At 70.1% G+C, this 25,484-nt stretch carries 22 protein-coding genes and 3 pseudogenes; 18 read left to right on the plus strand and 7 right to left on the minus strand.

The genetic code is table 11. The features are described from left to right. Positions 1-192, minus strand: a pseudogene (locus AB0I23_RS19155) (IS110 family transposase); the annotation flags it as partial. Positions 193-312: 120 nt separating this feature from the next. Then, the gene (locus tag AB0I23_RS19160) at positions 313-1,545 is read right to left on the minus strand and encodes a Cmx/CmrA family chloramphenicol efflux MFS transporter (RefSeq protein WP_359110646.1); all 1,233 of its coding nucleotides are present in this window, start codon (positions 1,543-1,545) and stop codon (positions 313-315) included. Between the two features lie 508 nt (positions 1,546-2,053). Between AB0I23_RS19160 and AB0I23_RS19165 the strand changes: the two genes are divergently transcribed. From AB0I23_RS19165 to AB0I23_RS19190, 6 genes are all read left to right on the plus strand, one after another. Further along, positions 2,054-2,617 (plus strand): GNAT family N-acetyltransferase, encoded by a 564-nt coding sequence (locus AB0I23_RS19165; RefSeq protein ID WP_359110835.1) that lies wholly within the window; start codon positions 2,054-2,056, stop codon positions 2,615-2,617. A 130-nt stretch (positions 2,618-2,747) separates the two neighbouring features. Then, positions 2,748-3,188: a DUF6278 family protein gene (locus AB0I23_RS19170; protein ID WP_359110648.1), complete on the plus strand. Its 441-nt coding sequence runs from the start codon at positions 2,748-2,750 to the stop codon at positions 3,186-3,188. A gap of 123 nt (positions 3,189-3,311) precedes the next feature. Then, positions 3,312-4,055 carry an amino acid ABC transporter ATP-binding protein gene (locus AB0I23_RS19175; protein ID WP_359110650.1) on the plus strand — a complete coding sequence of 248 codons (744 nt, stop codon included), beginning with the start codon at positions 3,312-3,314 and terminating at the stop codon, positions 4,053-4,055. Positions 4,056-4,069: 14 nt separating this feature from the next. Continuing rightward, positions 4,070-4,981 carry a glutamate ABC transporter substrate-binding protein gene (locus AB0I23_RS19180; protein ID WP_359110652.1) on the plus strand — a complete coding sequence of 304 codons (912 nt, stop codon included), beginning with the start codon at positions 4,070-4,072 and terminating at the stop codon, positions 4,979-4,981. A 17-nt stretch (positions 4,982-4,998) separates the two neighbouring features. After that, positions 4,999-5,643, plus strand: coding sequence for an amino acid ABC transporter permease (locus AB0I23_RS19185; protein ID WP_359110653.1), 645 nt, complete (start codon positions 4,999-5,001; stop codon positions 5,641-5,643). Continuing rightward, on the plus strand, positions 5,640-6,506 hold the full coding sequence (locus tag AB0I23_RS19190) for an amino acid ABC transporter permease (protein ID WP_359110655.1): 867 nt from the start codon (positions 5,640-5,642) through the stop codon (positions 6,504-6,506). Before AB0I23_RS19185 ends, AB0I23_RS19190 begins: the two co-directional genes overlap by 4 nt. Before the next feature lie 51 nt (positions 6,507-6,557). Here AB0I23_RS19190 and AB0I23_RS19195 read toward each other — a convergent pair. Further along, a pseudogene (locus AB0I23_RS19195) lies at positions 6,558-6,764 on the minus strand (CocE/NonD family hydrolase C-terminal non-catalytic domain-containing protein); the annotation flags it as partial. 163 nt (positions 6,765-6,927) lie between these two features. Next, positions 6,928-8,154, minus strand: coding sequence for a L,D-transpeptidase (locus AB0I23_RS19200; RefSeq protein ID WP_359110657.1), 1,227 nt, complete (start codon positions 8,152-8,154; stop codon positions 6,928-6,930). 228 nt (positions 8,155-8,382) lie between these two features. Between AB0I23_RS19200 and AB0I23_RS19205 the strand changes: the two genes are divergently transcribed. The 5 genes from AB0I23_RS19205 to AB0I23_RS19225 all read left to right on the plus strand — a co-directional run bounded on the left by AB0I23_RS19205 (position 8,383) and on the right by AB0I23_RS19225 (position 13,980). Further along, on the plus strand, positions 8,383-9,555 hold the full coding sequence (locus AB0I23_RS19205; RefSeq protein ID WP_359110659.1) for a lipid II:glycine glycyltransferase FemX: 1,173 nt from the start codon (positions 8,383-8,385) through the stop codon (positions 9,553-9,555). After that, positions 9,552-11,240, plus strand: coding sequence for a murein biosynthesis integral membrane protein MurJ (gene murJ / locus AB0I23_RS19210; RefSeq protein WP_436846960.1), 1,689 nt, complete (start codon positions 9,552-9,554; stop codon positions 11,238-11,240). The genes AB0I23_RS19205 and murJ overlap by 4 nt, the downstream gene beginning before the upstream one ends. A gap of 99 nt (positions 11,241-11,339) precedes the next feature. Then, the gene (locus AB0I23_RS19215; RefSeq protein WP_359110661.1) at positions 11,340-12,023 is read left to right on the plus strand and encodes a response regulator transcription factor; all 684 of its coding nucleotides are present in this window, start codon (positions 11,340-11,342) and stop codon (positions 12,021-12,023) included. Continuing rightward, positions 12,020-13,456, plus strand: coding sequence for a HAMP domain-containing sensor histidine kinase (locus tag AB0I23_RS19220; RefSeq protein WP_359110663.1), 1,437 nt, complete (start codon positions 12,020-12,022; stop codon positions 13,454-13,456). Before AB0I23_RS19215 ends, AB0I23_RS19220 begins: the two co-directional genes overlap by 4 nt. Beyond that, positions 13,453-13,980 carry a hypothetical protein gene (locus tag AB0I23_RS19225; RefSeq protein ID WP_359110665.1) on the plus strand — a complete coding sequence of 176 codons (528 nt, stop codon included), beginning with the start codon at positions 13,453-13,455 and terminating at the stop codon, positions 13,978-13,980. Before AB0I23_RS19220 ends, AB0I23_RS19225 begins: the two co-directional genes overlap by 4 nt. Positions 13,981-14,207: 227 nt before the next feature. On the opposite strand, the gene AB0I23_RS19230 is transcribed toward AB0I23_RS19225, so the two are convergent. Continuing rightward, a complete protein-coding gene (locus tag AB0I23_RS19230; RefSeq protein WP_359110666.1) occupies positions 14,208-14,951 on the minus strand; it encodes a hypothetical protein in 744 nt (247 codons plus the stop codon). Between the two features lie 104 nt (positions 14,952-15,055). On the opposite strand from AB0I23_RS19230, the gene ggt reads away from it, so the two are divergent. Next, positions 15,056-16,858 carry a gamma-glutamyltransferase gene (ggt, locus tag AB0I23_RS19235; protein ID WP_359110668.1) on the plus strand — a complete coding sequence of 601 codons (1,803 nt, stop codon included), beginning with the start codon at positions 15,056-15,058 and terminating at the stop codon, positions 16,856-16,858. A gap of 101 nt (positions 16,859-16,959) precedes the next feature. On the opposite strand, the gene map is transcribed toward ggt, so the two are convergent. Then, positions 16,960-17,727: a type I methionyl aminopeptidase gene (gene map / locus AB0I23_RS19240; RefSeq protein WP_359110670.1), complete on the minus strand. Its 768-nt coding sequence runs from the start codon at positions 17,725-17,727 to the stop codon at positions 16,960-16,962. Between the two features lie 75 nt (positions 17,728-17,802). Between map and AB0I23_RS19245 the strand changes: the two genes are divergently transcribed. The 5 genes from AB0I23_RS19245 to AB0I23_RS19265 all read left to right on the plus strand — a co-directional run bounded on the left by AB0I23_RS19245 (position 17,803) and on the right by AB0I23_RS19265 (position 22,839). Continuing rightward, complete coding sequence (locus AB0I23_RS19245; protein WP_359110672.1) at positions 17,803-18,075, plus strand: helix-turn-helix domain-containing protein; 273 nt, start codon at positions 17,803-17,805, stop codon at positions 18,073-18,075. A 329-nt stretch (positions 18,076-18,404) separates the two neighbouring features. Next, on the plus strand, positions 18,405-18,794 hold the full coding sequence (locus tag AB0I23_RS19250) for a PPOX class F420-dependent oxidoreductase (RefSeq protein WP_359110674.1): 390 nt from the start codon (positions 18,405-18,407) through the stop codon (positions 18,792-18,794). 143 nt (positions 18,795-18,937) lie between these two features. After that, entirely contained in the window at positions 18,938-20,317 is a 1,380-nt protein-coding gene (locus AB0I23_RS19255; RefSeq protein WP_359110676.1) for a hypothetical protein, read from the plus strand. A 399-nt stretch (positions 20,318-20,716) separates the two neighbouring features. Then, positions 20,717-21,559, plus strand: a complete 843-nt coding sequence (locus AB0I23_RS19260) for a nitrilase-related carbon-nitrogen hydrolase (RefSeq protein ID WP_359110678.1) — start codon at positions 20,717-20,719, stop codon at positions 21,557-21,559. After that, on the plus strand, positions 21,556-22,839 hold the full coding sequence (locus AB0I23_RS19265; protein ID WP_359110680.1) for an aspartate aminotransferase family protein: 1,284 nt from the start codon (positions 21,556-21,558) through the stop codon (positions 22,837-22,839). The genes AB0I23_RS19260 and AB0I23_RS19265 overlap by 4 nt, the downstream gene beginning before the upstream one ends. Positions 22,840-23,297: 458 nt before the next feature. Here the strand turns inward: AB0I23_RS19265 and AB0I23_RS19270 are convergent. Then, a pseudogene (locus AB0I23_RS19270) lies at positions 23,298-23,804 on the minus strand (alkaline phosphatase family protein); the annotation flags it as partial. Between the two features lie 278 nt (positions 23,805-24,082). On the opposite strand from AB0I23_RS19270, the gene hydA reads away from it, so the two are divergent. After that, positions 24,083-25,483, plus strand: coding sequence for a dihydropyrimidinase (hydA, locus tag AB0I23_RS19275; protein ID WP_359110682.1), 1,401 nt, complete (start codon positions 24,083-24,085; stop codon positions 25,481-25,483). Position 25,484 lies beyond the last annotated feature (1 nt).

Genomic DNA, 25,484 nt, shown 5'->3' on the forward strand with positions numbered 1-25,484 from the left:
GTTGCCGCCGGCGGTGATCAGGAGCTGGGCGGCGGTGTCGGGGCCGACACCGTAGGCGGCGCGCAGGCCCGGATTCTGCTCGGTGACGGCGGCGTCCAGTGCCGCGGTGAGTGCGTCGTGCTCGGTGGTGAGGGCCTGGACGCGCCGGGCGAGGCTCTTCAGCGCGGTCAGGACGGCGAGGTCATGTTCCACCTGGCCGGAGCCATGAAGAACGGGTCCCGGAAGCCGGACAGAACAACCGGAGGACAGCCCAGCAGGGCGTCAGTCAGTGGTGGAGCCACGACCACCGGAACCCACTTACGAGTATCAATGTCAGTGGTCGCCGATACGGTGATTCCTGTCATTGTCCCGCTTGCTGGCTGCTTGCGAAGACTTGGACCGCCCCGCCCGTTCAGCGCCGGGCGGGGCGTCACATACGGACAGGACCGCGGTGGCGCCGAGCGCCAGGACCATCAGCAGCGCACTCACCCACAGCGGCGACCGGAAGCCGAACCCCGCACCGATCGCGATCCCGCCGAGCCAAGGCCCCAGCGCGCCGCCCACGTTGAAGGCGGCCGTGGAGAACGAGCCGGCCAGCGTCGGCGCGCCGGACGCCGCCTGGAACACCCGCGAGATCAGCGCTGTTCCGGTGCCGAACGCGAGCATGCCCTGGACGAGGACGAGCGCGACGACCGCGACCGGACTCCCCGCGGTCCGAGCGAGCCCGGCCCAGCCGGCGGTGAGCGCCACCAGTGCGGCGGTGGTGACGGCGACCGGCCGCGCATCGACGATCCGGCCCGCGACGGTGACACCCAGGAACGAGCCGACCCCGAACAGTGCGAGCAGGGCAGGCACCCATCCGGCACCGAACCCCGCGACCTGGGTGACCAGCGGCTCCAGATAGGAGAAGGCGCAGAAGGTCGCGCCCTGCACGAGCGCGCTCGTCAGCAGGATGAGGACGAGCCGCGGCTCGGTCAGGGACCGCAGCTCGGCGCGCCCGCCCACCGCGTGGGACTCGGCCCGCCCGCCGGGGATCGTCCTGGCGATCACCGCAAGAGCCGGTACGGAGACGAGGGCCACGGCCCAGAACGCGGCGCGCCACCCCCACTGCCCACCCAGCATCGCGCCGGCGGGCACCCCCGCCACGCAGGCGACGGTGACACCGCCGACCACCACCGACGTGGCGCGCGCCCGGGCGCCGGGCCCGGCCATGGAGACCGCGGTCACCAGCGCCACGGCCCAGAAACCCGCGTTCGCCAGCGCCCCGACGACCCGTGTCGCCAGCAGCACGCCGTAGCCGGGGGTGACCGCGCCGATGACATGGACGGCGGTGAAGACGGAGAGGAAGAACAGCAGCGCGCGACGCCGGGGCCAGCTGCGGCTGAGGAGCGCCATCGCGGGCGCCCCGACCACCATCCCGACCGCGAACGCCGACGTCAGCAGACCGGCGGCCGGGATGGATACGTGCAGGTCGTCGGCGATGTCCGAGACCAGACCGGACAGCATGAACTCGGAGGTGCCCTGGGCGAAGACGGCGAGCCCGAGCGCGTAGACAGCAAATGGCATGAAGGAACCCCATGGGCAGGCTGATGGACGGACAGACAGACAGGGGGTGTGGGGCGCGCCCGCCGGACAGGTCGAGCGGCAACGCGGAAGAGCGTCAGTCCTGGTCACGGACGCGACGCGACAACGCGGCAGGCAGCCGTCGTGGCCGGGAACCTGCGCGCGAGCGCATGCGGGGAAGTACGGCCCACACCGCGGTGGTCCTGCGGTGGCAGCCGGGCAGAAGCGATCCTTCGGCCTGATCGGCCGTGCGGGATCGACTCGGCAGCGGGTCAGCCACCGGCGGGACCGGTGGCTAGCCTCTGTTCGCCTCGGGGCTGGACATGATCGCGAAGGTACCAGTCCGGACCGCTCCGCCTCCACCCCTTCAAAGAGAATGGTGTGCACACGTACCTGGGTAGGCTGCGCGATCACGACGGATGACCCGTGCGTGCGCATGTGCTGAGGACTCTTCTGACGGGCCTGACCCTGCGGGAGTTGACTCTCGCCGATACGGGAGTACTTTGCCCTGCTGGACCGGAACCGCGCGCGTCCGGCCTCGGCCGACGCGTACGAGGAGGAGTCGACCGCCGACCGCGCGTGGGTGGAGCGGTACCTGGCCGACGTTCCCGGGAGCGGTTCCGTGAGGTACGGAGTGCGGCGGGACGGCGTACTGATCGGACGCGTCGATCCGGTGGCGGCCGCGCCCGCCCGGTACGCGATCGAGTGCTGGCCGGACGCGGCGCACACCGGACGCGGGGCGGCTACCGTGGCCGGACGGGCGGCGGTAGCCCACACCCGCGACGTACGCGGGGTCGACGACGTGTACGCGTCGGTCGTGCACGGGAACGCGCCGGGCGTCGCGGTTCTGAACCGGCTCGGTTCACGCGGACGGCAGAGGCCGGCGGACGCGGTCTGTTCCAGTTGCGGTTCGGCCCGTCGCCCGCGGCGGTTCCCGTACCGTGCCGCAGCGCGCGCGTCCTGCCGGTGGACGATGCCGCCGGCCGGTCGACGGCGGACTCGCCGACGAGCTGCCGGTCATCCTCACGCCGGACCGGGGGTCCGGTCCGCCGTCCGACGGCAGGGGCGGGCGTGATTGCCTCCGCGGCGGTCCGGGCGGCGCGCGCGGCGGCGTGCGGGTAGATGTACGCAACCGGTTCAGCACTCGAACGACAGGCCGCGCGCCCTGTGGTGCGTAACCGGGCCGGGATGCGACCCTGAGTGGTATGAACATCCCTTTCTTGGACAACTGGCGTAAGCGTCACGACGGTAGGCGCGGGGCGGGCCTCGCGGCCGCCGTCGAGGCCGACCCGGACGGCGTGGCCGAGTTGCTCGCCGAGTGCGAGCTGCTGCGTGTTCGAGTGGGGCAGCGGGGGCTCGAACTCGACGACACTCCGGCCTCGTTGACGGCGCTCGACCAACTGCCGCCCCGCTGGCGGGACGACCCCGAGGAGCTGCCCTGGCTGGGTAACGACGCGGGGCTGTACCTCGGCACCGTCCTGGTGCGGAACGTCCCCGGCGCCGTCTGGCACATCTGGCCCAGCGGGCAGCCGGTGGTGCGGCTCGCCTCCGGGCGGGAGATCGATGTCGTCGAGGCCGGGCTCGACTGGGCGATGGCCGGCAGCCCTGAGCTCTCGCAGGTGTACGCGGAGTCGGCCGAAGGGTAGGGAAAACGCCGAAACCTAATAAAACGCCTTATGCCCCATTGATGCGTGTCGGGTGCAAAGTCCCTTGCCGGGATGGATAGTTTGCGCTGACCTCGACACAGCGACAAGTGGGCAGGGCTGCGTATGGCCGTCGATCCGTTGATCGAGCTGCGGGACGTCAATAAGTACTACGGAAAGTTGCACGTACTGCAGGACATCAATCTCACCGTCGGCCGCGGCGAGGTGGTGGTGGTCATCGGCCCCTCCGGCTCGGGTAAATCCACGCTGTGCCGGACCATCAACAGACTCGAGACCATTGAGTCGGGCTACATCGCCATCGACGGCAGGCCCCTCCCGGAGGAAGGCAAGGGACTCGCGGAGCTGCGGGCCGAAGTCGGGATGGTCTTCCAGTCCTTCAATCTCTTCGCGCACAAGACGGTGCTGGCCAATGTCTCGCTCGCCCAGCTCAAGGTCCGCAAGCGCAAGAAGGACCAGTGTGACCTGCGGTCCCGGGAGCTGCTGGAGCGGGTCGGGCTCGCCTCCCAGGCGGACAAGTACCCCGCCCAGCTCTCCGGCGGTCAGCAGCAGCGGGTGGCCATCGCCCGCGCCCTCGCCATGGACCCCAAGGCCCTCCTGTTCGACGAGCCGACCTCGGCGCTCGACCCGGAGATGATCAATGAGGTGCTGGAGGTCATGCAGCAGCTGGCCCGGGACGGCATGACCATGGTCGTCGTCACCCACGAGATGGGGTTCGCCCGGTCCGCCGCCAACCGCGTGGTCTTCATGGCCGACGGTCGCATCATCGAGGACCGCACCCCGGAGGCCTTCTTCACCGCCCCGGAGACCGACCGGGCCAAGGACTTCCTGTCCAAGATCCTCAAGCACTGACGGGAGGCTCCCTGTTGCGTACGAGAAAGGTTCTGGCCGCCTGCGCGGGCCTTCTGCTGGCCGTCCTCGCCGTCGGCTGCGGGAAGGAGGGCAGCCCCCCGGTGAAGGGGCCCAAGCCCGGCCAACTGCCGGTCTACAAGGTCGACACCGGTTTCCGGCTGCCCGAGTCGCCGACCTGGACGAAGGCGAAGAAGCGCGGCTATCTCCAGGTCGGCGCCAAGGAGGACCAGCCGTACCTGGGCGAGAAGGACCCGGCCACCGGTGAATACTCCGGCTTCGACATCGAGATCGCCCGGATGATGTCGGCCTCGCTCGGCTTCGACCCGAAGACGATCCGCTTCAAGACGATCGCCTCCGCCAACCGCGAGACCGCGCTGCAGAACGGGCAGATCGACTACTACGTCGGCACCTACACCATCAACGACATGCGCAAGAAACTCGTCGGGTTCGCCGGGCCGTATTTCATGGCAGGCCAGTCGCTGCTCGTCCGCACGGACGAGCACGACATCAACGGCCCGCAGGACCTGGCCGGCAGGACCGTCTGTTCGGCCGCGGGCTCGACCCCGTACCAGCGCATCGCGGCCGACTACCCGAAGGCGATCCTGGTCGCGTACGACACGTACTCGATCTGCGTCGACAACCTGCTGACGTACCAGGTCGACGCCGTCACCACCGACGACGCCATCCTGCTGGGCTTCGCCGCCAAGGCGCCCAGGGAGCTGAAGGTGGTCGGCAAGCCGTTCTCCGAGGAGCCCTACGGCATCGGCGTCCCACGCAGCGACAACGCGCTCCGGTTCGCGCTCGACGACGCCCTGGAGGCCAACGAGAGGAACGGCAACTGGAAGAAGGCGTTCGAGGCCACGCTCGGCCTGTCCGGCGTGCCCGCGCCGACTCCGCCGCCCATCGACCGCTACCCGGCGACCTGAGAGGACGGGCCACGTCCATGGACGTACTCACAGAGAACTTCGCGCTCTACGGCAGAGGCTTCCTCGGCACCCTCGAACTCACCGTCTACGCCTCGATCCTGGCGTTGGTCCTCGGCTTCGTCATGGCCTCGTTCCGGGTGGCGCCCGTCGGCTCACTGCGGGTGTTCGGCACCGTCTGGGTGACGGTGCTGCGCAACACCCCACTGACCCTGCTCTTCTTCGCCGTCCTGCTCGGTCTGCCGCGCTTCGGCCTGGTCCTGCCGTTCAAGGTCTTCGCGATCCTCGCGCTCGGCTGCTACACCTCCGCGTTCATCTGCGAGGTGCTCCGCTCCGGCATCAACACCGTGCCGCAGGGGCAGGGCGAGGCGGCCCGCAGTCTCGGGATGACCTTCGGGCAGACGCTGGGCAGCGTGGTGCTGCCGCAGGCCTTCCGCTCGGTGATCCCCCCGATCGGTTCGACGCTCATCGCGCTCGCCAAGAACTCGGCGATCGCGGGGGCCTTCAGCGTCACCGAACTGCTCGGCACCTACAAGACCCTCAATGAGCTGGGCTACAGCATCATCTGGACCTTCGTCTGGATCGCCGTCGGCTACCTCATCATCACGTTGTCCATCAGCGCGCTCTTCAACGTGCTGGAGAAGAGCTACGGAGTGGCCCGATGACCCACACGGCGGCCGCCACGACGCTCTACGACATCCCGGGCCCCCGGACCCGCAAACGCCACTTCGTGTACGGAATCGTCTCGACGGCCCTGATCGTCGGCCTGGTGGGCTGGATCATCTATCTGCTCTTCGAGACCAAGCAGTTCACCAGCGCCAAGTGGACCCCCTTCGAGTACAAGGGCATCCAGGAACTCCTGCTGCGCGGACTGGGCAACACACTCAAGGCCTTCGCCTACGCGGCGGTGCTCTCCCTGGCTCTCGGCGCGGTCCTGGCCGTCGGCCGGCTCTCCGAACACCGGGCGGTGCGCCGGCCGGCGACGCTCGTCGTGGAGTTCTTCCGGGCCATGCCCGTCCTGGTGATGATCTTCTTCATCTTCGTGGCGCTCAAGGTACAGCCGCTGCCCGCGCTGGTCGCCGGGCTGACCCTCTACAACGGCTCGGTGCTCGCCGAGGTGTTCCGTACCGGCATCAACTCGGTGGATCGTGGACAGCGCGAGGCCGCGTACGCACTGGGCATGCGCAAGACGCAGGTCATGACCTTCGTGCTGGCCCCGCAGGCGGTGCGCGCCATGCTGCCCACCATCATCAGCCAGTTGGTGGTGGCTCTGAAGGACACCTCGCTCGGCTATCTGATCACGTACGAGGAGTTCCTCCACGCGGGCAAACTCATCGCGTCCAACCTCGACTACGATCTTCCCTTCATCCCCGTGGTGATGGTGATCTCGCCGATCTACATCGGAATGTGCATGCTGCTCTCCTGGTTCGCCACCTGGGTGGCCAAGCGGGAGCGGCGCAGTCCGAAGACGGAGGCCGTGGAAGTCGCACCGGCCGAACCAGGAACGCTGCTGCCGGGACTGCGGTAGCAGCCGTACGGCGGACCGGAGGAGCGGTACCCGCCCGGCAGCAGCCGGTGATCACTTCTCGCGCAACGGGACGGACAGGTAGGAGGGGTCCGCGCCCGGCGAGAAGAAGGTCAGCTGTGCGCCGGCCGGGTTGTGCTCGATGTACAGGGGGTCGACGGTGTCGAGCACCAGGGCGAGCCGACGTCCGGCCGGGACGTCGTAGGCGGTGGAGAACAGCTCCAGGCCGACGACGAACGGACGGCCCGGAAGCTGTCCGTGGGGTACGGAGGTCTTACGGGTTGCTCCCCACGCGTGTCAGTGCACAGTGAGCCGACGGGGACCCCGGTCAATTACCGTTGTAACTCCCCGGTAAGTTGCGTGAGGGTAACGATTGTTGGACGTGGTGTCAGTAGTGGCAAGCCAACGGGAGCAGGGAAAGGGATCAACTGAGCGCGCTCTTCGCCTGCCAGTCGGTCCAGGACACATTCCACGCCCCGTAGCCGTTGCCCTCCGCGACCGTCCCCTTGGCGTCCGCGCCGGTGATCTCGAACGGGTCGCCGACCTGGGCCTTGTCGTACAACTCCGCGGCGTTCGCATCGCTCATTCCCACGCAGCCGGAACTGTGATTGGCGACCCCGAAGTACGCGGTGTTCCACGGCGCGGCATGGGCGTACATCCCCGACCAGGTCAGCCGCATCGACGAGTCGACCATCTTGTCGTACGCATCGCCCAGACCGACCGTCTCGGAGCGCATGTTGATCGTGCCCTCCTTGGCCATCAGTACGGCCGTGCCCCGCCAGGACGCCTTCTCGCCGCCCGGGGTGCCCGCCGACATCGGCACGTCCATGACCGTCTTCCCGTCCCGGTGCAGCGCCAGCCGGTGACGGTCGAGGTCGACCTTGACCACCTGGTTGCGGCCGATGGTGAAGGTCGTCCGGTAGTCGCGCACGAACCAGCCGCCGGCCGTTCCGGAGTCGATGCCGCCCAGTTCGGCGTCGAGCGTGACGCGGGTACCGGACTTCCAGTAATCCTTGGGCCGCCAGTCGACGCGGTCCTTGCCGGAGTAGTCCTGCAGCCAGCCCCAGGAGCCCTCGGTGTTGTTCGACGTGGACACCTTGAGTGCCTTCTCGACCGCCGCCTTGTCCTTCACCGGGTTGTCGAAGACGATCGACAGCGGCTGGGCGACACCGACCGTGGTGTTCTTGCCGGGGGCGAGCGTCAGCTTGTTGACCTTGTCGGCCTCGGCTGTCGAGAAGCCGGCGCGGTCCGTGCCACCCCTGGTGTCCGTCGCCTCGACGCTGTACTCGGTGCCGGGTGCGGCGACCCGGTCCGAGGTCCAGCTGTGGCCGTCGCCGGATATCCGGCCCGTGAGCGCGTCACCCTCGGCGGCGGTCACCTTCACTGTCTTGAGCTTTCCGTCTGCCAGCGTCACCTTCACCGGCTTGCCCGCGGTGGCGCTGGTGCCCTGGAGGTTCACCGAGATCCTGGTGTCCGGAGCCTGAGAAGTCCCGGCGGCGTGACCGGATCCGGAACCGGTGTCCGATGCGGCAGCGCCGCCGGAGCAGGCGGTCAGCGCGGCGCCCAGCACCGCCGTTCCGGCTATCAGGGTGAGCCGGGCCGGGCCGGCCACGGGTGCGGTACGGCGTATGTGCCGGCGTGCAGAGATCAATGGAAAAACCTCCAGGGCTGCGCTTCTCACCGGTGGAGAGGCATTCACCAGACTTTAGGTTCCTCAGATCCCTGAAAGACCATGGATTCCGTTGTGTGACAGCGAATGGAGCGCAACGGTCATCGTCCGGTCACATGCGCCGCTCCGACCCGTCACGGACCGCTGTGAGCATCCTGTGCAGCCCCGCCGAGCCGAACGAAGGGGCGGGACCAGGGGAGGGCCACGGACATGTCAGCGCTGCTCGCGACCGGTGACCGCAGAGGTGAACAGGGGATGCGGATACGCAGCCTCACCGCCGCCGAGCACCGGGCGGGTGTGACCGTGCGGGCCGGGGCGAGCTTTCTGCAGTATCCCTCCTGGGCCGGAGTGAAGGACCAATGGAAGTCGGACATGGTCGGATGGCACGGCGCCGACGGCGAATTGACGGGCAGCGCCCTGGTCCTCTACCGGCAATTCCCGGGCACCCGTAAATACTTCGCCTATCTGCCGGAAGGGCCGGTGGCCGACTGGGCCGATCCCGACATCGACCGCTGGCTGCGGCCGTTGACGGCGCATCTGCGGAAGGCGGGCGCCTTCGCCGTACGGATCGGGCCGTCACCCGCGTACCGCCGTTGGGACACCGCCCGTCTCAAGGCGGCCACCGGGCCGGGCCGGAAGGTCCGCGATGTGCTGGCGACCGAGGTGGACCCGCTCGGCACAGCCGTTGCCGACCGGCTCCGGGCGCGCGGCTGGCGGCGGTGCGGCGGGGACGGCGACGCCGGCAACGACGCCGACGCGCAGCCGCGCTACGTCTTCCAGGTGCGGCTCGCCGGACGCACCCCTGACGACCTGTGGGCGGGGCTCAACCAGGAGTGGCGCCGCAACATCCGCAAGGCCGAGAAGTCCGGTGTCCGGATCGTCGTCGGTGGCGCGGCGGAGCTGCCCGAGTTCCATCGGCTGCTGCGGATCACCGAGGAGCGTGACGGCTTCCGGCTCGGCCGCTCCCTCGCGTACTTCCAGCGGCAGTACGCCGTGCTCAACGCCGAACGGCCCGGCCGGATGCAGCTCTATCTCGCCGTCCACGAGGACGAGATCCTCGCCGCGCACACCATGATCAGCACCGGGCGGCGGGTCTGGTACCAGACCGGCGCGTCCGCCGACCACCGGCGCGAGGTCCGCCCCAGCAACGCCCTCCAGTGGCGGATGATGCTCGATGCGCACGCCCTCGGCGCCGAGCTGTACGACATGCGCGGGGTACCCTCCACCCTTGACCCCGACGACCGGTCCTTCGGACTGCTGCGCTGGAAGCTCGGCACCGGTGGGCAGGTCGTCGAGACCCTCGGGGAGTGGGAGACATCGGTGGGCGGAGCCGCCAACAACACCCTGTACAGGGCGTTCCAGGCGTACCTGGCCCGCCGGTGACCGCCGCGCAGACGACCGGGACGGTCGCGCAGGAGGGGCCGGAGGGACGGCGGAGGCCGGGCTCGGTGCTGCGCAGCGGCGCCGTCATGGCCGCGGGCTCGGTCGTCTCGCGGGCGACCGGGTTCATACGCTCGGCAGTCGTCGTCGCCGCCCTCGGCACCGGACTCACGGCCGACGGCTACACGGTCGCCAACACCGTCCCCAACATCCTCTACATGCTCCTGATCGGCGGCGCTCTCAACGCCGTGTTCGTCCCGGAGCTGGTGCGGGCCGCCAAAGAACACAGCGACGGCGGCGCCGCGTACACCGACCGGCTGCTCACCGTCTGTTCGGTCGGCCTGGTCGCCCTCACCGCGCTGGCGGTCGTCGGCGCCCCGCTGATCGTCGGCACCTACACGGACTACTCCGGGGAGCAGGCGGAGCTCACGATCGCGCTGGCCCGCTACTGTCTGCCGCAGATCCTCTTCTACGGGCTCTTCACCCTTCTCGGGCAAGTGCTGAACGCCCGCGACCGGTTCGGCGCGATGATGTGGACTCCTGTCCTCAACAACGTCGTGATCATTGCTGTGTTCGGTCTCTACCTGGCGATCGTGGCTGGTTCCGATGGAGAGTTGACCGCCACCCATGCCCGGCTGCTGGGCTGGGGGACGACCGCCGGGATCGTCGTGCAGACGCTGGCCCTGGTGCCCGCGCTGCGGGCGGCGAACTTCCGCTGGCGGCCCCGGTTCGACTGGCGGGGGAGCGGTCTGACCCGCCCGCTGCGGTCGGCCGGATGGCTCGTCATGCTGGTACTGGCGAACCAGGGCGCCTACTGGGTGGTGACCCGGCTCTCCACCATCACCGGACAGCACGCCGTCGAGCAGGGGGTGGCGGGCGGCGCGGGCTACACCGCGTACAGCTACGCCTTTCAGCTGTGGGTGGTGCCGCAGGGCATCGTGACCGTCTCGCTCGTCACCGCGCTGATGCCGCGGATGAGCCGTGCGGCGGCCGACGGCGACCTTGCCGGGGTGCGCCGCGATGTCTCGTACGCGCTGCGGACCACGGCCGCGGTCGTGGTGCCCGCGGCGGGTGCGTTCTTCGCGCTGGCGCCGTGGGTGATGGGGGCCGTGTTCGGATACGGACGGACCGGCGACGCCGACATCGCGGTGATGGCGGGGATGATGATGGCGTTCGCGCCGGGGCTCGTCGCGTACTCCGGACAGTACGTGCTCTCCCGGGGGTTCTACGCGATGAGCGACACCCGTACGCCGTTCTTCCTGAACCTGGTGATCGCCTCGCTCAACGCCGGGCTGTCGGCGCTCGCCTATCTGGTACTGCCTGTGCGGTGGGCGGTGACGGGGATGGCGGGGGCGTATTCGGTGGCGCTCTTCGCCGGGTTCGCGGTCACGGGATATGTGCTGCATCGCCGGGTGTCCCAAGGCGCCGGGGGGCCACGGTCGGTGCTGTGGCGCTCGGCCGGACTGTGGGCGCATGCGCGGCTGGTGGTGGCCTGCGTGCCGGCGGGGGCGCTGGCGTACGGGGTGGCCCGCGCATGTGACGGGTTCGGGGACTTCGCGGCCGCGGGGGCGGGGACCGCAGTGCTGCTGGCAGTGGTGGGGGTGTTGGCCCGGCCGCTGCGGTTGAGCGAGGTCAGTGCCATGGTGGCTGCGGGGCGTACGCGGATCCGGGGGGTCGGCGGCCGGTGAGAGCGTCCTGCTCGCGTCCGGCTGCCGCCCCGTCCTCCGTTGCCGGAGGGGCCTGATGTGCCGGACAGGTTCGATCGTGATCGTGGGGATACTGGTGCCATGCCGCGTGTGCTTCTGATCGAGGACGACCCCTCCGTACGGGAAGGGGTCGAGCTCGGGCTGCGTCGGCGCGGGCATGAAATGCGGGCCGTGGAGAGCGGGGAGGCGGGACTCGGTGCGCTGGCGGAGTTCCGGCCGGATCTCGTCCTGCTGGATCTGATGCTGCCCGGCATGAACGGCGTCCAGGTCTGCCGTCGCATCAGGGAGTCCAGCCAGCTGCCGATCATCATGCTCACGGCACGCGGCGACGACTTCGACGTGGTCGTCGGGCTGGAGGCCGGGGCCGACGACTACATCGTCAAACCCGCCCGTACCGAGGTGATCGAGGCCAGGATCCGGGCCGTGCTGCGACGGCTCGCCGAGCCGGTCGGGCGCAGTGGCATCGAGTTCCACGGCGAACTCGCCGTCGACCGCGCCGGGCTGTCCGTCGCCAAGGCGGGGGAGCGACTCCTGCTCGCCCCCTCCGAACTGAAGCTGCTGCTGTACCTGTCGGCCTCGCCCGAGCAGGTCTTCAGCAGGCAGCAACTCCTCGAATACGTGTGGGAGCACAGCTACCACGGCGACGCGAGGCTCGTCGACGCCTGTGTGCGGCGGCTGCGGCAGAAGATCGAGGACGTGGCGGGCAGCCCCCGCTACATCCAGACCGTCCGTGGCTTCGGCTACCGGTTCGGGCCGCTCGAATGAAGCTTCTCGCCGCCCGCTTCGGCCTGCGCATCCGCCTCGTATCCGCCTTTCTGCTGGTCGCGGCGATCAGCGCGGTCACCACCGCGACCCTGACCTACCGCGAGGCCCGGTCCGCGATCCTTCAGCAGGCGCAGGACACGGCGGTCGCGCAGTTCCGGGACCGGATCACCGCGCAGACGGTGTCCCTGCCCGTCGATGCGACCCGGCTCCGGACGATGTGCCAGACCCTCGCCCGCGAGGGCAAGCCGCACACCTGGATCGTCTTCGCCGAATACGCGGACCTGAAGGTCTCGTCCTCGGACCGGCCCGTCTCCAACGTGATCACACCCGAACTGCGCGATGCGGCCCGGAACACCGAGCACGCCTCGTTCCAGCGGGTCGTCAAGGACGGCAGACCCTGGCTGACGATCGGGATGCCCGTGATGTTCGACCGGGGCGAGGGGCGTCAGCCCACCGGGCTCGTCCTCTACGCCGTGATGCCGCTCCTCCCGGAGGAGGCCAATGTCAGCGCCATGGTCACCGCGGCCCGCGACGGCGCCCTGCCCGCCCTCCTCATCGCGCTGGTGCCCGCACTGCTCGCCGCCCGCAGTGTGCTGCGCCCGGTACGTGATCTGCGGCGGGCCGCCGCCGGTATCGGCCGCGGCGAGCTCGACACCCGTATCGAGGTGAAGGGCTCGGACGAACTCGCAGATCTGGCCTGGACGTTCAACGAGTCGTCCACCAAGCTCCAGCAGTCCGTGGAGGAGCTCCGGCAGGCGGAGGAACGGGCCAGACGCTTCGCCTCCGACGTCTCGCACGAGATGCGCACCCCGCTCGCCGGGATGCTCGCCGTCACCGAGGTCCTGGACGAGGACGCCGCGCACCTGAACGCCGACACCGCGGCAGCCGTGCGGCTGATCAGCGCGGAGACCGGGAAGCTGGCCACACTGGTCGAGGACCTGATGGAGATCTCCCGCTTCGACGCGAAGGCCGCGGACCTTCATTCCGACGAGGTCGATGTCGCCGAGACGATCCGCAAGACCTTGCAGAGCAGACGGTGGGAGGGCCGGGTCGCCGCCGAACTCCCGGAAGGCGTAAGGGCCGTGCTCGACCCGCGGCGTTTCGATGTGATCGTCGCCAACCTGGTCGGCAACGCGCTGCGGCACGGTGCCGAGCCCGTCTCCGTACGGCTGTGGACCGTGCGGCGGGACGGAAGGGACCGGCTGGTGACGGAGGTCGCGGACAGCGGTCCCGGGATCGAGGCAGCCGTGCTGCCGCACATCTTCGACCGATTTTACAAGGCCGACGCGGCACGAACCCGGTCGGCGGGCAGCGGACTCGGTCTGGCGATCACGCAGGAGAACGTACGGCTGCACGGTGGCACGGTCCACGCCGCCAACATCCCGTCCGGCGGCGCGGTGTTCACCGTCGAGCTGCCCCGGGAGGGGATGTGAGGCGGCTGCGCGCCCTGGTCGCGCTGATGGTGTTCGCGCTGCCGGCGACCGGGTGCGGCATCCGGGCCTCGGACGTGGTCGAGGTCGGTGATCCGGCGACCGTGGACGTGGCTGCGGGGAGCCGGGAGGGCACACTGCTGTACTTCGTCTCCTCGTCCTCCCCGGGCATGCTGCTGCCCGTCGTACGGCAGATCGAGATACCGACGGAGACCGCGTCCTCGGGTACAGGGGATCTGAAGGGCTCGTCGGGCAAGGCGCTCGTCCTGCTCTTCGAGGGCCCCTCCAGAACGGAGCAGGATGCCGGAATGGCCACGGAACTCCCCCGGAGCCGTGTCGGGTTGAGCATGGCCGTGACTCGGAGCGGGGTGCTGGTCCGGCTGGACGGCCCTGTTACCGGACTTTCCGGACTCGCCCAGCAGCAGCTGATCTGCACGGCAGTCCACTCCGGCGTGCCCGATCCGGGCGCGGCGGTGACGCTGTCCGGCACCGATGGCTCCGTCGGGCCCGCCCACTGCACCGTCTGACCGCCCCCCGGGTGGACTCGGGACGAGATCGTCCGGCCGGGGGCGCCCCGGCCGGGGCCGGAGCGCCGTCCGGGCGTTCGAAGCCGATCACGCTGATCAGGGCGTTGTCCGGGTGCGGTGGGCCGGTGACCTTCGACGGCGGGTTCCACCAGGTGTCGGGGCTTCATCCGGCCCGGTGCGGGCTGCACCAGTGTGGACCGGCCCGGTCGGGCCGACGTCGCAGCGGATCAGCTCGACGCGCGGTGCGAGGTGCGCGGCGCGGGTACGGGCGTCTGGGCCGCCCGTGTCACGTCCGCCACCAGTTCTACCACATCGGGCCCGTACGCCTGCGAGTTGACCACTTTCAGCAGCAGGCAGAACGTGTGGGTGCCGTGCTTGCGCGACAGCTTCTCGTAATTGCGGGCCAGATAGCGCGACGCCGCCTGATTGGTGACCGCCTGCTGTCCGCAGAACAGGAAGACCGGACGGGTTTCCTGATCGGCCGTCAACCGGGCAAGCACCACGTACTCGGCGACACCCTTCTCCGCCCGGTAGCGCTCCGTGCCGACCTGGAAGGCGCCGCGGTCCGGGCCCGGTTCCGGATCCGTGTTCACCTTCACGCCCGGCAGAAGCGAATGCAGATGGGCGGCCATCCGGCGATTGGAGACCGGACCGCCGACGCAGAACTCGGTGCGCTCGCCGAAGCCCTGCTGGGTGACGTCGTGCGAGAGGATCTGCGCGTGGGCCGAGCAGTCCTTTATCAGCGCGGAGAGTTCGAGCAGGGCGTAGACGTCGTGGCGGTGGACGGCGCCGTCGCCGCCCGCGTCGCGGTTGACGACAAGCAGGCACTCCGAGTTCCCGGGCAGTCCGAAGAACGCCTGTTTGCGGCGGAGCTTGCGGCGCCAGAGGTAGGTACGGGCGATCCAGCCGAGGGCGGCACTGATGCCGGCGGCTATGACGCCGAGCACGATGTTGCGTACGTCGTCAGTCATGGGCGGGCATGGTATCGGTGATTCGGATCCATGTTCACTTCGGTCCTGACGAGACGTATGAGGCGGAGTTACCCTGCGCGGACGATCCTTCACTGGAGGTGCGCATGCGACGTTCCGTCGCGCGAAATATTTCGTTGTTGGGTGTTCTCGCCGCTGTCGTCTCGGTCGGGGCGGCCGCACCGTCCTCGTCCGCACTGCCGATAGCGCCGCCCCCCAAGTCGCCCGTCGCCGTGGGCTACGGCGGCGCCGTAGCCAGCGTCGACGCGGACGCCACGGCCGCCGGGATCGAGGTGCTCCGCAACGGCGGCAACGCCGTGGACGCCGCCGTGGCGACCGCGGCCGCGCTCGGCGTGACGGAGCCGTACTCGGGGGGCCTCGGCGGGGGCGGCTACTTCGTCTACTACAACGCCAAGAAGCACACCGTGGAGACCATCGACGGCCGCGAGACCGCGCCGCGCAGCGCGGACTCCTCCCTCTTCCTGGAGGACGGCAAGCCCCTCGCCTTCGCGGACGCCGTCACCAGTGGCCTGGGCGTCGGCACGCCCGGCACCCCGGCCACCTGGGCCACCGCGCTCGACGCCTGGGGCAGCAAGCCACTGAGCGGGCTGCTGAAGCCGGCCGAGCGCCTCGCCAGGGACGGCTTCGTCGTCGACTCCACGTTCCGTTCGCAGACCGAGGGAAACCAGGCCCGGTTCGCCGACTTCCCGGACACCGCGAAGCTCTTCCTGCCGGGCGGGCAACTGCCCGTGGTCGGATCCGTCTTCAAGAACCCCGACCTTGCGCGTACGTACGAGAAGGTCGGCCGCGACGGCATCGACGAACTGTACCGCGGCGACCTGGCCGACGACGTCGTACGGACCGTCCGCAATCCGCCCGTCGACCCGAAGGCGAGCCGGGTGGTGCGCCCCGGCGACCTCACGGCGAAGGACCTGAGCTCCTACCGTGCCCTGCGGCAGGCCCCGACGAAGGTCGGCTACCGGGGGCTCGACGTGTACGGCATCGCGCCGTCCTCGTCCGGCGGTACGAGCGTGGGCGAGGCGCTCAACATCCTTGAGCCCACCGACCTTTCACGGGCGAGCGAGGCCCAGTACCTGCACCGCTACATCGAGGCGAGCCGGATCGCGTTCGCGGACCGCGGGCGATGGGTCGGCGATCCGGCGTTCGAGGACGTACCGACGCGTGGACTGCTGAGTCGGCGGTTCGCCGACTCGAGGGAGTGCCTGATCAAGGACGACGCGGTGCTGACCAGTCCGCTCGCCCCCGGCGACCCGCGCCGTCCGGCCGACTGCGCGAACCGTGGAACGGCCGCCCCGACGACGTACGAGGGGGAGAACACCACGCATCTGACGGCCGCCGACAAGTGGGGCAACGTCGTCGCGTACACCCTGACCATCGAGCAGACCGGCGGCAGCGCCATCACGGTGCCGGGGCGCGGATATCTGCTCAACAACGAGCTGACGGACTTCTCGTTCGCGCCCGCCAACCCGGCGGTGCACGACCCGAATCTGCCGGGTCCGGGCAAGCGGCCGCGGTCGTCGATCTCGCCGACGATCGTGCTGAAGCACGGGAAGCCGGTACTGGCCCTGGGCTCGCCGGGCGGCGCGACGATCATCACCACGGTGCTGCAGTCGCTCATCGGCACGGTCGACCGCGGTCTTCCGCTCGTTGATGCGATCGCGGCGCCACGGGCCAGTCAGCGCAACTCGCCGACGACCGAGCTCGAACCCGGGCTGTGGAACAGCCCGCTGCGGGCGGAACTGGAGTCGCTCGGCCATGCCTTCAAGCTGAACCCGGAGATCGGGGCGGCGACCGGTGTGCAGCGGCTGCCGGACGGGCGGTGGCTCGCGGCGGCGGAGAAGGTGCGGCGCGGCGGCGGATCCGCGATGGTCGTGACGCCGAGCGACTGAACATGATGGAGCGTCAATAAATTGACCGCGGGGCTGGTTCGTGACCGGATGATGCCACGGACCAGCCCCGTCGTCCTGGTGGGGACATGGGGCCGGGTGGTTCAGAGGGCGGTGAGGACGCGGGGCCCCGCATTCGTGATCGCCACCGTGTGCTCGGCATGCGCCGCTCGGCTGCCGTCGGAGGTGCGCAGCGTCCAGCCGTCCCGGTCCGGATGGAACGCGTCATGCCCGCTGCCGATCAGCATCGGCTCGATCGCCAGCACCATTCCGTGCCGCAACGGCATGCCACGGCCCGGTCGTCCCTCGTTGGGGACAGCCGGGTCCTCGTGCATGGACCGGCCCACGCCGTGGCCGCCGAACCCTTCCGGAATGCCGTATCCGGCAGTCCGGCAGACCGTTCCGATCGCGTGCGCGATGTCCCCGATCCGGTTGCCGACGACCGCCGCCGCGATCCCCGCCTCCAGTGCGGCGAACGCCGTGTCGATCAGCCGGGTGTCCGCGGGCCGGGCGCGGCCGACGGTGAAGCTGACGGCCGAGTCACTGGCCCAGCCGTCGAGCGTCGCGCCCGCGTCGATGCTGACCAGATCGCCGTCGCGCAGCCGCTGGTCGGTCGGGATGCCGTGCACGATCGCGTCGTTGACGGACGCGCAGATCACCGCGGGGAACGGGGTGGGCGCGAAGTGCGGCCTGTAGTTCAGGAACGGCGACCCGGCACCCGCCTCGCGCAGTATTTCGCGCGCCACCTCGTCGAGTTCGCGGAGCGACACACCGACCGCCGCCGTTTCCCGTACGGCTGTCAGGAGCTGGGCCACGACCCGCCCGGCCTCGCGCATCGCCTCTATGGATGTATCTGTCTTGAGCTGCACCATGCCAATTACTATACCGGTTGAAGCGGTATGAGAATACCGTCGGTATGAGAATAACGGTGGCGCTAGAATGCCGGCATGGTACGAACGCCCCTCACCCCGGAAGAGCGCCTGCGCGGCGAACGGCTCGGCCGTCTGCTCCGCGAGGCGCGAGGCGCGCACAGCATGGTCGAGATCGCCGCGAGCGCCGGAATCTCCGCCGAGACGCTGCGCAAGATCGAGACCGGTCGCGCCCCGACCCCCGCGTTCTTCACCGTCGCGGCACTGGCCGGCGCGCTCGGCCTCTCCATGGACGATCTGCTGATCCGCTGCGCCGAGGAACCGGACACGGCCTTCCCGCTGGCCGGGTAGCGCCGGGTTGGCACCCGGCAGCCCCGGGCGTGGATCCGGCCCCTGCTCAGTCGGCGACCGCCACCTCAACGCGGTGGTGGCGCGGTGTGCCGATCTCGTCGGGCGGGGCGATCGCCAGGTCCGGGTGCGAGATGTGCCCGGTGCCGTCGAGCACCGTGCCCACCGTGCTGCGGTATCTGCCGGTGCGGGGTCCCGGCTGACGTCGCTGGGCCGCTCCCTGCTCGGCCCGCTCGACACGGCCTGCCCGTGGACCCGGGAGCGTCTTCCGGAGCCGGTGAGCGCGCGCGAGGCCCACGCGCACCGTTGACGGGACGCGTAGGCTCACGCCCGTGACTTCTCAGACACTCCAGGACCTCGACCGCAGCGAGTACGTCAGCCTGACCACGTACCGGAAGGACGGCACGCCCGTCGCCACGCCCGTGTGGGTGGCGGCCGACAGCGAGGAGCTGTTCATCTGGACCCGGAGCGACTCGTGGAAGGTCCGAAGGATCCGGAACAACAACCGCGTCACGGTGACAGTCTGCGACGTGCGCGGCCGGATCGCCGACGGTGCGCCGGGCGCCGAGGGCACGGCGCGGCTGCTCGACGAGGCGGAAACGCGTGCCGTACGCGGGATGCTGGCCCGCAAGTACACCTGGAAATTCTGGCTGGTCGACTGGCCGGCCATGGTCGTACGCCTCGGCAAGCGGCCGCACACCGGGATCGCCGTCAGCTTCTGAACGGCGGCTGCGGGGGCGTGCACGCCTCCGGCTGTGCGCCGACCGCACCCCAGTCGAAAAGCGGGCGTAGCCGTCCCGTAACACGCCTGCGGTCGAATGCCTGCGGACTGGAAGGTTCCGGTCGACGGTGGGTGAGGGCGGCGGTGCCGGTGGATCAATGTGCTGAGGAAGTAGCCGAGTTCGCGCGATATCTGCAGCGTCTCACGGTTCTGCTCGACCCCGGGCGCGGCTGGTACGGGGTGTTCTGCCGGCGCGACCCCGAGGGAATGCGGGCCTGCCTCGACGGGGCGGAGATCCCGCCGTGGGACGTGGTGGAGTCGCTGCTCCAGGATCTGGCCGGAGAACGCGGCACGGGGTTCGCGGAGCGCGAGTCGGTACGCGCCGCCGCCCTGTACTCCGCGTCGGCCGCCGCCCACGACCGCCGGCCGGGCGGACGACAGGCACTCGTCGAGCGGCTGGAGCTGATGCTCAGGGAGCAGGCCCACGCGGCCCGGCGGTTGCGTGCGGCCGGGCCGAGCGGCACACCGGCGCCGGACGAGCAGGCTCTGGCATGGGCCCAGGACGACCACGCGCGCGCCTCCGCCCGCTGCACGGAGCTGCGCAAGCGGCTGACGGCCGTGACGGTGCCGCAGGGCTGGTTCCGGGCCGAGGAGTCGCGAGGGGCGGGGGAGCGGCCGGAGCCGCCCCGTGTGCCCGGACCCCGCAGTGCCCCCGATCCCGTTCCCGCCGCCGCTTCCCAGGAGCAGCAACTTCCGGCGCATTCCCCTGCTCCGCTGCCCGCCCCCAGGCGTAAGAAGCCGCGCGGCGCCCGCTTCGCCGGACTGGACGTCGACGAAACCGGCCTCGACGCCCCCATGGCCGCGCCCGTCCTGCCCGTCCCGCCCGCCACCGCAGCCGGTCCGCGCGGTGCGCGCTTCGGCGGCGCGCCGACCGGGGACGATGTCGATGCCCGAGCCCGTACATCGCCCCGGGCCGCCCCCGACCCGGCCGCGCGCAGCGCCGCCACCGAAGCCGTGGAGAGGCTTGTCCGGCTGCGCACCGAGGGCCGCAGCGGCGAGGCCCACGTCGTCCTGTGCGAGGCGGCGGGCTGGCCCGCGGACCGGCTCCCGTTGCTCGCCGACGAGCTGCACCGGTCGGGGCTGGCGGCCGACTGGGCGACCCTGCTCTGGGAGGTCTCGTCGCTTCCTCCCGTCGAACTGGCCGCCGCGGCGGGCGCGCTGGCCGCGGCGGGACGCAGCGACGACTGCGGGCAGGTGCTGCGCCAGGGGGTGGCGCGGCCCGCAGCGGAGATCGCCGACGCGGTGCTGGCCCTGGAGCGGACGGGTCTCGAACCGGAGGCGCAGGCGCTGATGAGCGCCTTCGTCCGCGTACACACCCCGGAGGACGCGGCCCGGATCGCGGAGGGCGATCCCCATCAGCTCGTGCCGCAACTGCTGGCCGCCGCCCGTGCGGTGTCTCCTGAGCGGGAGTGGGACCTGCTGCACGCACTGCGGGTCGCGGGCATCGCGGGCGTGCCCGGCTGACCCGCGGAAACCTGTCGACGATCTTTGGCCCGACGACGGCCCGCAGCACATCGAGGAGGCGCCGGCGGGGACCGGGGCGGCGACGACTGCCGGCAGGGCGCTGTCCTTGAACGCCGTTACGGCGAACACCATGGCCACGGCGGGGAGCACGGTCCATGAGCCGATCACCCGTACGTGCTTCCCGTGCCGGGCCGCGTCTGTCGGCGTGGCATCTGCTCTCCTTCGGGGAATGAAGAGAGAGTGTGGACCGCACGGGTAGGAAACATGATCGACTCAGCCGGTTCACGGCAATGGTCTTGCCCCGCCGTGTGACGGGGCTTACGTTCTCCTCCATGCACCGAATCTACGTGCGTAGAAAACGCGTAGAGGCTCTCTGACGCCGCGTCGAAGGAGCAGCTCATGTCCCACGTCGTACGCGCCGCACTCGTCCAGGCGACCTGGACCGGCGACACCGAATCCATGATCGCCAAGCATGAGGAGCATGCTCGCGACGCCGCCCGGCAGGGGGCGAAGATCATCGGCTTTCAGGAGGTGTTCAACGCCCCGTACTTCTGCCAGGTGCAGGAGCCCGAGCACTACCGCTGGGCCGAGGCCGTTCCGGACGGGCCGACTGTTCGGCGGATGCAGGAACTCGCCCGCGAGACGGGCATGGTGATCGTCGTGCCGGTCTTCGAGATCGAGCAGTCCGGCTTCTACTTCAACACCGCCGCGGTGATCGACGCCGACGGCTCGTACCTCGGCAAGTACCGCAAGCACCACATCCCGCAGGTCAAGGGGTTCTGGGAGAAGTACTACTTCAAACCCGGGAACGCCGGCTGGCCGGTCTTCGACACCGCCGTCGGCAAGGTCGGTGTCTATATCTGCTACGACCGGCACTTCCCCGAGGGATGGCGTCAACTCGGACTCAACGGTGCCCAGTTGGTGTACAACCCGTCCGCGACCTCGCGCGGCCTCTCCAGTTACCTCTGGCAGCTGGAACAGCCCGCGTCCGCCGTGGCCAACGAGTACTTCGTCGCCGCGATCAACCGCGTCGGCCAGGAGGAGTACGGCGACAACGACTTCTACGGAACCAGTTATTTCGTCGACCCGCGCGGACAGTTCGTCGGGGAGGTGGCCAGCGACAAGGAGGAGGAACTCCTGGTCCGAGACCTCGACTTCGGTCTCATCGACGAAGTGCGCCAGCAGTGGGCGTTCTACCGGGACCGCCGCCCCGACGCGTACGAGGGACTGGTGGAGCCGTGAGCAGTCTCCACCACCGCCACCTCGCCGTCAGCCCCGAATGGCTCGCGCTCTACTACCGGCATCCGCTGGAGATCACCCACGGTGAGGGCCGGCATGTCTGGGACGCGGACGGCAGGCGCTACCTCGACTTCTTCGGCGGCATCCTCACCACGATGACCGCCCACGCGCTGCCCGAGGTGACGAAGGCGGTCACCGAGCAGGCCGGGCGGATCATCCACACCTCGACGCTGTACCTCAACCGGCCGATGGTCGAACTCGCCGAGCGCATCGCCACGCTCTCCGGCATCCCCGACGCCCGGGTCTTCTTCACCACCTCGGGGACCGAGGCCAACGACACGGCGCTGCTGCTCGCCACCACGTACCGCAGGTCGAACCAGATCCTCGCGATGCGCAACAGCTACCACGGCAGGTCGTTCTCGGCCGTCGCCATCACCGGCAACAAGGCCTGGTCGCCGACCAGTCTGTCCCCGCTGCAGACCCTGTACGTCCACGGCGGGGTCCGCACCCGCGGCCCGTACGCGGAACTCAGCGACGCACAGTTCATCAAGGCGTGCGTGGCCGATCTGGAGGACCTGCTCGGGCACACCCGCGGCGCGGCCGCGCTGATCGCCGAACCCATCCAGGGCGTCGGCGGGTTCACCTCCCCGCCCGACGGCCTCTTCGCGGCATTCCGCGAAGTCCTGAACCGACACGGCATCCTCTGGATCTCCGACGAGGTGCAGACCGGCTGGGGCCGTACCGGCGAACACTTCTGGGGCTGGCAGGCGCACTCCCGGAACGGCCCGCCGGACATCCTCACCTTCGCCAAGGGCATCGGCAACGGCATGTCGATCGGTGGCGTCGTCGCCCGCGCCGACGTCATGAACTGCCTGGACGCCAACTCCATCTCGACGTTCGGCGGCTCCCCGGTCACCATGGCGGCCGGCCTCGCCAACCTGTCGTACCTGATGGAACACGACCTCCAGGGCAATGCCCGACGCGTCGGCGGACTGCTCATCGAACGGCTGCGGGCGATCGGCGCGGGCTCGGAGTGCGTGCGGGAGGTGCGCGGCCGGGGCCTGATGATCGGCATCGAGCTGGTGAAACCCGGCACGGACGAGGCCAACCCGGAGGCGGCAACCGCTGTGCTCGAAGCGGCTCGCGAGGGCGGGCTGCTCATCGGCAAGGGCGGCGGGCACAACACCAGCGCGCTCCGGATCGCCCCGCCGCTGTCGCTGTCCGTCGCCGAGGCGGAGGAGGGCGCGGAGATCCTCGCCGACGCGCTGCGGGCGGTGGGGTGACGCGACGGGGGTGGGCGGGCCGGCCCGGTCGTGCCTGTGCAGCTCGGCCGCCACTGCGCCCCGCCAACCGGTTCAGGAGCCGGGCCTGCGGGCCTGCCGATGGCCACTGACACGGGAACCCGGCGGGGAGGAGCGCGGCCGGACCCCGCGGAGGCGCGGGGTCCGGCCGGCCGGTCGGATGGCTCGGTCAGTCCTTGGTGTCGGCAGGGAGCTTCGTCTCGTCGACGGGGGTACGGAGCGAGTCGCGCGGCGCGTCGAACGCGTCCGGCTTCAGCTCGGAGGCCGTCGAGGTTCCAGGCCGCGTCGGTGGCGACGCCCTCGTGGCGCAGAACGGTCGGTGGCATGTCGGTGATCTTGACGTCGTTGCGTACGGAACAGGGCTTGACGCCCTGGCCGCGGGCGATCACGAAGGTGCCGCGCTCCAGCGGTGTGTTGTCGCCCTGGCCACCGGTCGGGGTGTGGCCGTGGTCGGCGGTGATGACGACGAGCCGGTTCTCCTTGGCGTACGTCGGCCGGGAGGCGACGGCGTCGAGCAGCCGGCCGACCTGTCCGTCCACGGTGTTGAGCGCCTTGAGATGGGCATCGCTCGCGCTGCCGGAGGCGTGCCCGGCGCCGTCGACCTCGTCGAGGTGGACGACGGTGGAGTCGGGGTCGCCGCGGGCGATCCGCTGCCGGCGCCGTGGAGCGCGGAGCCGAACGGCCCGTCGGCCACGCCCCGTACCCCGCCCGCACGACGGACTTCCGGGGCCGCTGCCGCGCGTGGCCCACACCGCGACGGCCCGTCCGGAGGTGCGACGGTATTGCGCGAAGCACTCGTGGCTGTCACCTTCGTGATGGTCCGGCAGCATGATCGGACCGCGCTGGTCGATCGCCGGACCGTGGCGTCTTCGGCGACAGCGATGTCGTTCACGCCTCCCCGGATGTCGGTGCCGACCCGCCGCGGCCGTCCGACGGAACGACGGCATGCGCGCCGAGGCCGTGGCGGCGAGGGGCGCGCATGCGCTCACCCGAGGTGGCCGGCCGCGACGGGCGGCTCACCTGCCGCCCCCCGCCCCCGTACCGATGTATACGACGTGGCGTGGCGGCGGCTTTGGGCCGACGGTGTACGTCATGCCCGGAAACGGAAACGTCTTCAGCGGTTAGCCGCAGCGGTATTGCCACAGTGGGTAACCCACTTCTACGTTCTTCACCACGCACCTTGTCTACGTGCGTAGACCCATTCCGCCACCACGAGGAGGGGGACATGAGCCGCACCGTCATCCACGGCGGCCTCGTCGTCACCGCGTCCGACGAACTCCACGCCGACGTACTCATCGAGGGCGGCCGCATCGCCGCGCTCGCCGCGCACGGCACCGACGCAGCCACGAGTTGGAGCGCCGACCGGACCATCGACGCCACCGGCAAGTACGTCATCCCCGGCGGTGTCGACGCGCATACGCACATGGAGATGCCGTTCGGCGGCACCTACGCCGCCGACACCTTCGAGACCGGGACCAGGGCTGCCGCCTGGGGCGGCACCACCACGATCGTCGACTTCGCCATCCAGACCGTGGGGCGCGCGGTCCGCGAAGGACTTGACGCCTGGTACGCGAAGGCCGACGGCAACTGCGCCATCGACTACGCCTTCCACATGATCCTCTCCGATGTGAACGAGTCCTCGCTCAAGGAGATGGACCTGCTCGTCTCGGAGGGCGTCACGTCCTTCAAGCTGTTCATGGCATACCCCGGTGTCTTCTACAGCGACGACGGCCAGATCCTGCGCGCCATGCAACGGGCCGCAGGGAACGGCGGGCTGATCATGATGCACGCCGAGAACGGCATCGCGATCGACGTCCTCGTCGAACAGGCGCTGGCCGCGGGCCGCACCGACCCGCGCTACCACGGCGACGTCCGCAAGGTGGCGCTGGAGGCCGAGGCCACCCACCGTGCCATCCAGCTCGCCCGCGTCGCCGGATCCCCGTTGTACGTCGTGCACGTCTCCGCCGACGAGGCTGTCGCCGAGCTGGCGGCCGCCCGCCACAAGGGACTTCCGGTCTTCGGCGAGACCTGCCCGCAGTACCTCTTCCTCTCCACCGACAACCTCGCCGAGCCGGACTTCGAGGGCGCGAAGTACGTCTGCTCCACCCCGCTGCGGCCCAAGGAGCATCAGGAGGCGCTCTGGCGCGGCCTGCGGAACAACGAGCTCCAGGTCGTCTCCACCGACCACTGCCCGTTCTGCTTCTCCGGCCAGAAGGAGATGGGCCGCGGCGACTTCTCGAAGATCCCGAACGGCATGCCCGGCGTGGAGAACCGGATGGACCTCCTCCACCAGGCGGTCGTGGACGGCCACATCTCCCGCCGCCGGTGGATCGAGATCGCCTGCGCCTCCCCGGCCCGGATGTTCGGCCTCTACCCGAAGAAGGGCACCATCGCCCCGGGCGCCGACGCCGACGTCGTCATCTACGACCCGCACGCCGAGCACACCCTCTCCGCCGAGACCCATCACATGAACGTCGACTACTCGGCGTACGAGGGAAGGCGGATCACCGGGCAGGTCGAGACCGTGCTCTCGCGCGGCGAAGTCGTCGTCGACCAGCGGAAGTTCACCGGTCGGGCCGGACACGGCATGTACACCCCGCGCGCCACCAGCCAATACCTTGACTAGG

The organism is Streptomyces atratus, assembly GCF_040655115.1.
GTDB lineage: Bacteria > Actinomycetota > Actinomycetes > Streptomycetales > Streptomycetaceae > Streptomyces > Streptomyces atratus_D.